This is a genomic window from Frankia sp. AiPs1 (assembly GCF_023716945.1).
GTDB lineage: Bacteria > Actinomycetota > Actinomycetes > Frankiales > Frankiaceae > Frankia.
The window spans coordinates 1-8,570 of record NZ_JAMQQF010000238.1 but is presented as its reverse complement, the minus strand read 5'-3'; the positions used below and the strand labels follow the sequence as shown (position 1 = coordinate 8,570).

Genomic DNA, 8,570 nt, shown 5'->3' with positions numbered 1-8,570 from the left:
GCGTCGTGCACCTCGCCGAGCCGCCCGCCGCGCTGCTGCGCCCCGCGCTGGCCGCACGCGTGCTCGCCCCCGGCACCGCTGCCAGGCGCGACCGCCCGGCACCCGACGAACCGTCGTAGAAGGAGCTTCAGCATGGTCACCGTCCAACCCGCGCCGGCCATCCCCGAGCAGCCGCAGGCGCCGCTGCTGTCGAAGCTGTTCGATCCCGCGAACCGGGACGACCCCTACTCGGTCTACACCGAGCTGCGGGCCGCCGGGCCGCTGCACACCGCGGCGTTCGGCCTGCGGGTCGCCAACCGTTACGCGGACTGCGCGGCGGTGCTGGGCAGCCAGGAGTGGGGCCACGACCGCGAGCCCCACCACCTGCACCCGACGATCCCCGCCTCGGCCTTCCCCGCGTCGTTCCTGTGGATGGAGCCGCCGGACCACACCCGGCTGCGCGGCCTGGTGACGAAGGCGTTCACCGCCCGGACCGTCGCGGCGCTGCGGCCCCGCATCACCGCGCTCGTCGACGAGCTGCTCGACAACGCGCTGCGGGCCGGCGAGTTCGACCTCATCGACACCATCGCCTACCCGCTGCCGCTGACGGTCGTCTGCGAGATCCTCGGTGTGCCGGCGGCGGACCATCCGGCGGTGCAGGTCTGGTCGCAGGCGCTGGCCCGCGCCTTCGACCCCGACGTGCTGATGACGCCGCAGGCGCTCGCCGAGCGTAACCGCGCCATCCCCGAGTTCCTGGGGTACTTCCGCGAACTGGTCTCCCGCCGGCGCCGCGAGGCCACCGGCGACGACCTGATCACCCAGCTTGCCGCCGTCGAGGAGGCCGGCGACCGGCTCACCGAGGAGGAGCTGCTCGGCACCTGCGTGACCCTGATCATCGCCGGTCACGAGACGACGGTGAACCTCGTCGGCAACGGGATGATGGCCCTGATCCGCAACCCCGACCAGGTCGCGCTGCTGCGCGAACGTCGCGAGCTGATCGGCCCGGCGGTCGACGAGCTGCTGCGCTACGACTCGCCCATCCACATGAACACCCGGGCCGCCAAGCGCGAGCTGGTGGTGGGCGGCGAGGTCTTCGCCCCCGGCGAGGGGATCGTCGCGCTCATCGCCTGCGCGAACCGCGACCCGCTGGTGTACGACGACCCGGACCGCCTGGACGTCACCCGCTTCCACACCGCCAAGCCGATCGCCCGGCACCTGTCGTTCAGCCTCGGCCACCACTACTGCCTCGGCGCACCGCTGGCGCTGCTCGAGATGGAGCTGCTGCTCGCCGGGGTACTGGACCGGGTCGCCGACATGGAACTGCTCACCGACACCCCGCCGTACAAGCCGAACATGCTCATCCGCGGCCTGGCCGAACTCCCCGTCCGTTTCCATGCCGCCTGAACCTCGGGCCGCCTGAACCTCTGGCCAAGGGCCGGCGTCGTTCCCCACCGGGGACGGCGCCGGCCCTTCGCCGATTCAGGCCGCGGCGGCGGGGGAGAGGTCGACGGGCAGCGAGCTCAGCCCGCGGTGGATGAGGCTCGGCTGGTAGGACAGCTCGTCGGTGGCCAGCGACAGCGCCGGCGCCCGCTCGACCAGCGTGCGGATCGCGGTCGTCGCCTCCAGCCGGGCCAGCGGCGCGCCCAGGCAGTAGTGCAGGCCGAGGCTGAAGCCGAGGTGGCGCGGCGAGCGGCCGGGTTCGGCGTACCGGGTGATGTCGAGGCGTTCGCCGCCGTCGAACACGTCGGTGTCCCGGCCCGCCGACCCCATCAGCACGATCGCGCCGTCCCCGCGGCGGAAGCGGCGCTCGCCGACGGTGGTGTCGGTGAGCGCGACCCGCATCGTGAACTGGGTCGGCGTGTCGTAGCGCAGGATCTCCTCCACCGCCGACGGGGCCAGCTCGGGCCGGGCGCGCAGCAGGGCGAGCTGGTCGGGGTGCGTGAGCAGGGCGAGGATGCCGTTGCCGACCAGGTTGATCGACGTTTCCATCCCGGCCACGAGCAGCAGCACGCAGATGCCGAGAACCTCGGCGGCGGTGAGCACCTCGCCGGACTCCTCCACCGCGACGAGCCGGCTGAGCAGGTCGTCCTCGGGGTGAGCCCGCCGGCGCGCCACGAGGTCCTGAAGGTAGGCGACGACGTTCGCCCCCGCGTCGTTGCGCCGGGCGAGGTCCTCGGCGGACAGCAGACCGTCCGGGTCGGTGCCGCGGGCGATCGCCAGCTCCCAGGAGCGCAGCATCTCGGCGTCGGCCGCGGGCACCCCGAGCAGGCGCTGACCCACCATCGCCTGAGCGAGCGGCGCGGACAGGCCGCCGATCACGTCGAGGCCGCCGTCGGCGAGGGCGCGGTCCACCAGCGTGTCGACCAGACTGGTGATCATGGGCGCGAGGTCGGCGACCATCCGGGCACTGAACGCCTTGTTGACCAGCGTGCGCAGCCGCCGATGGTCCGGCGGGTCCATCCGGATGAACGAGCCGGGCAGGCTCGCCTGCTGATCCCAGAAGGGGCTGAGCCGGTCGACGTTGCCGTGGCCCCACGCCTGGCTCTGTAGCACCGCGGCGCAGTCCGAGAACCGGGACATCAGCGTCACCTCGGCGTCACCGAGGCGGACGGGGGTCGGGCTGCCGGCCTGGCGCAGCCGGCGGTACCGGGGGTAGGGATCGATCCGGTGGGCGGTGTCGAAAACATCGTGGGCGTCGGCCCGATTGCCGTCGATCTCCGCTGTGGTCATGAGTCCCGCTCCTTCGTATGCGTCACCCGGCCCTGAGACTGCCGTACTGGGAACACGGGTATGCGCGCGGAGAAATGCAGGTGGCGGGCGTCATCGTGGGTCGGGCGCGAGCGGGGGTCAAGGGCCCGCCAGGCTCGGACGGGTATTCCGCATCGGTCGATTCGAACCAGATATCGAGGGCCGCATTCCTGCCGGCTCGGCCGGAAGAAGGACGAAGCGGAATCCTGCGCCGAGCAGGCGCGGCAGGGCCGCGGCCACGCCGGGTCCGGTGCCGCGGCGGGGATGGTTCATGTGCCCGATCACGATCGAGCCGGGCGGGGCGGCCAGCAGGCCGGCGCGGACCTGGGCCGCGTTGTAGGTGGCGCCACCGTCACCGTTCACCGTGAACGAGACGATCGTCTCGCCGAGGTCACCGACGATGCGGGCGGCGACGTCGTCGCTGTACGCGGTACCCGGCCGGAAGAGTCGGGGCGCTCGGCCGAGCAGGCCGGTGAGCTTTGCATGATTGCCGGCCACCTCGTCGTAGACCTGGCCGGCGTCGCGGGTGCCGGGGATGCCATAGGCTGACCGGCCCGACACCGACAGCGGCCGATGCAGGGTGCCGTGGTTGCCGATCTCGAACAGCGGATCGCCGGCGAGGTCGGCGAAGGCGGCCCGGTTCGCGTCGATCCACCGGGAGTTCAGGAACAGGGTGGCCGGGACGCCGTACCGGCGCAGCGTGGTGATCAGACCCTGGTCGTAGCCGCTGCCTGCGGGCCCACCGCAGGCGTCGAAGGTGAGCGCCAGCGCCCTGTCTGCGGCGGGCAACCGGGTGATCGTCCCGGGCAGGTCCAGCGCCCAGGCACGCGGCCGCAGTCCACCGTAACGGGCGACGATCTCCGCGCGGCCCACCTCGGCGCGGCTCACCTCGGCCGGCGTCGTGGGGAGAGCGGCTTGCAGGGGAGTCCGCCGACCGGCCGGTTCGGGGCCGGTCGTGCCGGCCGCGGAACGGTCGGTTCCACAGCCGGCGAGGACACCGAGCGTCAGACCGGCGACGCCGGTGACCAGATTGCGCCGAGATGCCAGCATTGCACTGTCCCCCGATCCGGCCCCGACGGTCCGGCGCCGACCATCCGAACCCCGCGATCCGGCCCCAACAATGGTGTCATGGCCGGCGCCGACCACACGATCCGGATCGGGCTCGCGGGAGCCACGAGGGCCAAAGGGGTCGAGAGGGTCAAGAGGGTCGAGAGGGTTCGCCTGAGGCCAGGCATTCCGCATCGGTCGATAAGAAGCGGATATCGACGGCGGGAATCGTCTTCCCGCGGCCTAGCGTCGGACCCGACGGGAGCAGCATTGCGGTGCCGGCTGCCCGACAACGGCCCGGTCCTCCGGTCGCGGCCCGCCGGTCTTCAAGCGGCATGGGAAGGCCCTGGAATGACGACGGAACATCCCGGCGTGGCGCAGGTCGGTGTCGTGGCGGAGGCCGGCGGCGTGCGCGAGATCTTCGATCCGCGGCAGCGCGGCGACCCCTATCCGCTTTACCGGACGCTGCGGGAATCGGCCCGCTGTCACTGGTTGTCCCCGCAGTCTCCCCGGATCGGCGTGCTCACCCGGCACGCCGACTGCGTCGGCGTCCTGCAGGATCCCGCCTGGGGCCACGTCCCCATGGAGACCAGCGCGTTTCGTCCGGTGACGGATCAGGACGAGGGTCTGCGGTCGATGCTGCGGGCGAACCCGCCGACGCACACCCGGCTGCGCCGCCTGGTCAGCAGGGCGTTCACCCCGGCGAGGATCGCCCGGTTCCGCCCGATGGCCGAGGCGCTGTCGGGCGAGCTGCTCGCCGCGGCCGTCGACCGAGGCGAGGTCGACCTCGTCGAGACGTTCACCCGGCCGCTGCCGCTGCGGGTCATCTGCTCGCTGCTCGGGGTTCCGGCACGCGACGAGGAGGTCTTCAGCGGCTGGGCGTCGGCGCTGACCCGTGGCCTCGACCCCGACCAGGTCCTCGACCCGGTCGAGCGGGCCCAGCGCACCGAGGCGACCCGGGCGTTCGCCGACTACTTCACCGAGCTCATCGCCCGCCGCCGCGCCGAACCCGGGGGCGACCTGCTCAGCGACCTGATCGCCGTGCAGGAACAGGGCGACCGGCTCAGCGCGGACGAACTGCTCGAAATCTGCGTCCTGCTGCTCGTCGCCGGTTACGACACGACCGTGAACCTGGTCGCCAACGCCGTGCTGGCGCTCGCCCGGGACCCCGGCCAGTACACGGCGCTACGGGCGGACCGAACACTCGTGCCGGCGGCGATCGAGGAGACGCTGCGCTACGACCCGCCCGTCCAGTGGACGGGACGCACGGCGCTCGCCGACACCGACCTCGCCGGGCAGACGTTCCGCGCCGGTGACGGCATCATCCTCGTGGCCGGCGCCGCCCACCGCGACCCTGACGCCTTCCCGCACCCCGACCAGTTCGACCTGACCCGCTACGCCACGGCGGTCCCCGCGGCCCGCCACCTCGGCTTCGGCCACGGCCTGCACTACTGCCTCGGCGCCCCGCTGGCCCGCCTGGAGGCCGAGACCATGCTGACCGCCCTGCTCGACCGCGTGACCCTTCTGGAGATCACCGCCGAGCCGACCTACCGCCCCCACCTCGCCGTCCGCGGCGTCGACGCCCTCCAGGTCCGCCTCCACGCCCGCTGAGCTGCTCGAACCGGTGGCTTCGGGTGTCTGCACCATCCTCGGCAGCCGGGGGAGGTCGCAACCACCGGCCTGATCGGCGACGCCGGCCAGGCCGGTGGTTGCTGCACGGCAACGTTGTCGACTCGGTCCGCGCTGGCTCGGCGGGTGACGCGGTTCCGCAGAACACCTTGATCGTCGCAGTCGTCGCAGTCGTCGCAGTCGTCGCAGTCGTCGCAGTCGTTGCTGGGGCTGGTTCCGGTTCCGCGGAACCGCGCGACGCCCCGCCGCCCCCGCACCCCGACCACTGCGCATCGCCGCACCAAGTACGGGGAGCGCGGGCATTCCGGGAATGCGGCTTGCCATGACGTCTCAGTGACGTCATACTGGCGTCATGGATCTTGCGCCTTATGTCGAGGACCTGCGCCGGGAGCTCGCGGTCGCCGCGCAGGCGGGGGGCGCGGACGCGCTTGCGTGGGCCGAGCGGCTCGTCGGGCCGTTGGAGTCGGCCATCAGGCTTGCCCTGCTGGAGGCGTTGTCGGCCGCTGCGGACGAGATCAGCCGCGAGCTGGCGCCGGGATCGGTCGATGTGCGGCTGCGTGGCCGTGACGCCGACTTCGTCGTGACGCCGCCGCCGACGCCACTGCCGACCGCGAATGACGTCACTGATGGCGCCACCTGGTCCGCCGGGGTGGTGCCCGCCCGGGCTGGGATCAGTGGGGGGGCTGGGATCGGTGGGGGGGCTGGGGCGGGCGCGGCGGAGGGTGACGAGGGGCGGACGTCGCGGCTCACGTTGCGGGTCCCCGAGCAGCTCAAGCCACGCATCGACGAGGCGGCGGACCGCGAGGGGTTGTCGGTCAACGCCTGGCTCGTGCGTGCCGTCGGCGCCGCGCTCGACCCCGGCGCGGTGCCGGGGCGCCCCGCGGCGGAGGGCGCCGATCAGCACGGGCGCCGATACCGCGGGTGGGTCCGCTAGCCGACCGCGGGGCCGGGCCGATCACCTAAGACCGGGCCGATCACCTAAGACCGGACACTGAAGAAGGAGCTGTACCATGCCGAGTTTCGACACCCCGGAACCGATTCTCGCCGGCATCGAGGTGGGCGCCGGCGGTCTGCTGATCCGAGCCGGCGATCGCGCCGACACGGTCGTCGAGGTGCGCCCGGCCGATCCGGCCAGCGACGCCGACGTGCAGGCCGCCCGGGAGACCATCGTCGAGTACCGCGCCGGCCGGCTGACGATCCGGGCGCCGCGCAGGCGTCTGCGTTCGCTGTTCGGCTCCGGCGACGCGGTCGAGGTGACGGTCGACCTGCCCGCGGGCTCGCGCCTCGACGCGAGCGCGGGGACGGGAGTGCGGGCCACCGGACGCCTGGGTGACTGCACGGTCCAGGTCGCCCGCGGCGGCGTCGACCTCGACGAGACCGGCGACCTGCGGCTGCGAACCGCCAACGGGGACGTCTTCGTGGGCCGCTGCCGGGGGCGCGCCGACGTCCAGACCGCCAACGGCGCGATCGGGATTCGGGCGCTCGACGGCCCGGTGACGATCCAGACGGCGAGCGGCCCGGTCACCCTCGGTGAGGCGGCGGACGACGTGCGGGTCGCCACCGCCGCCGGCGCCGTCAGCGTCGACCGGGCGCTGGCCGGTGTCGACGTCAGGACCGGCTCGGCCGACGTCCGCATCGGCGAGGTGGTGCGGGGCACGGTAGCGCTGGTGACCGGATCCGGCCGGCTCGACATCGGCGTGCGGGAGGGCACGGCCGCCCTGCTCGACCTCCGCTCGGGTGACGGCACCGTGCGCAGCGAGATCGCCGCCGTCGACCACCCGGCCCCCTCCGACGAGACCGTCGAGATCCGCGCCCTGTCCGGCCGCGGCAACATCCTGGTCCACCGCTCCCGGCCCGCCCGGTCGTCGGCGCTGGCCCGGTAGGCACAACGACCGGGCGGAGGGGCCGGACGGCGCCGGACGAGGTCCGGCCGGGCGGTGAACACTCCGACCGTGGGCGGAGCGTTCGTGTCGATTGATTCTCGGTTGTGAATGTAGATGAATCGTGGACAATTCTCCGACTCGATCGGCCTACCTCGTCCCAGGCAACTCCGGGTCAGGTTATGAACGGGTGACGCGGGAGTGTCGCAACGCGGTCGTCTGTTTATCTCGTCTTCCTCTGCGCAGTACTGACTACGGTCGGTGGACCTCCTAACCTGACGTGGATCTTCAGCGAGGGCCCGCGCTGATTCCTTCGTAACTGCCGGAGGTCTCACCTTGTCCGTTCTCACCCGTGTCCGGCGTTCGCGCCTGGCGCTGGGCTCCCTCGGCGCGGCCAGCCTGGCGGCCGCCCTGTTCGGAGTGTGGGCCGCCGCGCCCGCCCAGGCCGCGAGCCTGCCGGCGCCCGACCACGTCGTCGTGGTGATGCTCGAGAACCATGCCTACTCGCAGGTCATCGGATCGTCGAGCGCGCCCTACATCAACTCGCTGAAGAGTGGCGGCGCGAACCTCACCGCCTCCTACGGACTGACCCATCCCAGCCAGCCCAACTACGTCGCGTTGTTCTCCGGGGGCACCCAGGGCGTCACCGACGACGCCTGCTACACCCCGGGATTCAGCAGCGCCGCCAACCTCGGCTCCGAACTGATCGCCGCCGGCAAGACGTTCGGCAGCTACAACGAGGGCCTGCCGTCGGCCGGGTCGACGGTCTGCACGAACAGCTCCACCAAGTACGCCCGCAAGCACAACCCGTGGTTCGCCTTCAGCAATGTGCCGACGAGCACCGCGCACACCTTCGCGCAGTTCCCGACGAACTACTCGACGCTGCCGAAGGTCTCGTTCGTCGTCCCGAACCTGTGCAACGACATGCACGACTGCTCGGTCGGCACGGGCGACACCTGGCTGCAGAACAACCTCGGGGCCTACGCCACCTGGGCGAAGACCCACAACAGCGTGCTCGTGGTGACCTTCGACGAGGACAACAAGCAGAGCGGCAACCGGATCCCCACGGTGTTCTACGGCCAGCACGTCACGGCGGGCAGCAGCACGTCGACGACGTACAACCACTACAACCTGCTGCGCACGCTGGAGGATCTCGGCGGGCTGACGACGCACGCCGGCAACGCGTCGAGCGCGTCGGACATCACCGGCATCTGGAGCTAGCGGCCCGTGTACGTCGCGGACACCCGCACCAGACCGGCAGGCCCGGGGGCGACCCCGGGCCTGCCG

Annotated in this window: 7 protein-coding genes; 5 read left to right on the top strand and 2 right to left on the bottom strand. The window is 72.2% G+C overall.

Going from position 1 to position 8,570, the window contains the following annotated elements; genetic code table 11:
- The first annotated feature begins 132 nt into the window (after positions 1–132).
- On the top strand, positions 133–1,383 hold the full coding sequence (locus ND748_RS19070) for a cytochrome P450 (protein WP_251747365.1): 1,251 nt from the start codon (positions 133–135) through the stop codon (positions 1,381–1,383).
- Between the two features lie 75 nt (positions 1,384–1,458).
- On the opposite strand, the gene ND748_RS19065 is transcribed toward ND748_RS19070, so the two are convergent.
- Together ND748_RS19065 and ND748_RS19060 are read right to left on the bottom strand one after the other, a co-directional pair.
- Positions 1,459–2,709, bottom strand: a complete 1,251-nt coding sequence (locus ND748_RS19065) for a cytochrome P450 (protein ID WP_251747364.1) — start codon at positions 2,707–2,709, stop codon at positions 1,459–1,461.
- A 117-nt stretch (positions 2,710–2,826) separates the two neighbouring features.
- On the bottom strand, positions 2,827–3,777 hold the full coding sequence (locus ND748_RS19060) for a polysaccharide deacetylase family protein (protein ID WP_251747363.1): 951 nt from the start codon (positions 3,775–3,777) through the stop codon (positions 2,827–2,829).
- Between the two features lie 348 nt (positions 3,778–4,125).
- Here ND748_RS19060 and ND748_RS19055 point away from each other — a divergent pair, with 348 nt between their 5' ends.
- The 4 genes from ND748_RS19055 to ND748_RS19040 all read left to right on the top strand — a co-directional run bounded on the left by ND748_RS19055 (position 4,126) and on the right by ND748_RS19040 (position 8,504).
- Positions 4,126–5,385, top strand: a complete 1,260-nt coding sequence (locus ND748_RS19055) for a cytochrome P450 (protein WP_251747362.1) — start codon at positions 4,126–4,128, stop codon at positions 5,383–5,385.
- A 370-nt stretch (positions 5,386–5,755) separates the two neighbouring features.
- Entirely contained in the window at positions 5,756–6,337 is a 582-nt protein-coding gene (locus tag ND748_RS19050) for a toxin-antitoxin system HicB family antitoxin (protein ID WP_251747361.1), read from the top strand.
- A 76-nt stretch (positions 6,338–6,413) separates the two neighbouring features.
- Complete coding sequence (locus tag ND748_RS19045) at positions 6,414–7,286, top strand: DUF4097 family beta strand repeat-containing protein (RefSeq protein ID WP_251747360.1); 873 nt, start codon at positions 6,414–6,416, stop codon at positions 7,284–7,286.
- Positions 7,287–7,619: 333 nt separating this feature from the next.
- Positions 7,620–8,504 (top strand): alkaline phosphatase family protein, encoded by an 885-nt coding sequence (locus tag ND748_RS19040; protein WP_251747359.1) that lies wholly within the window; start codon positions 7,620–7,622, stop codon positions 8,502–8,504.
- The last annotated feature ends 66 nt before the right edge of the window (positions 8,505–8,570 follow it).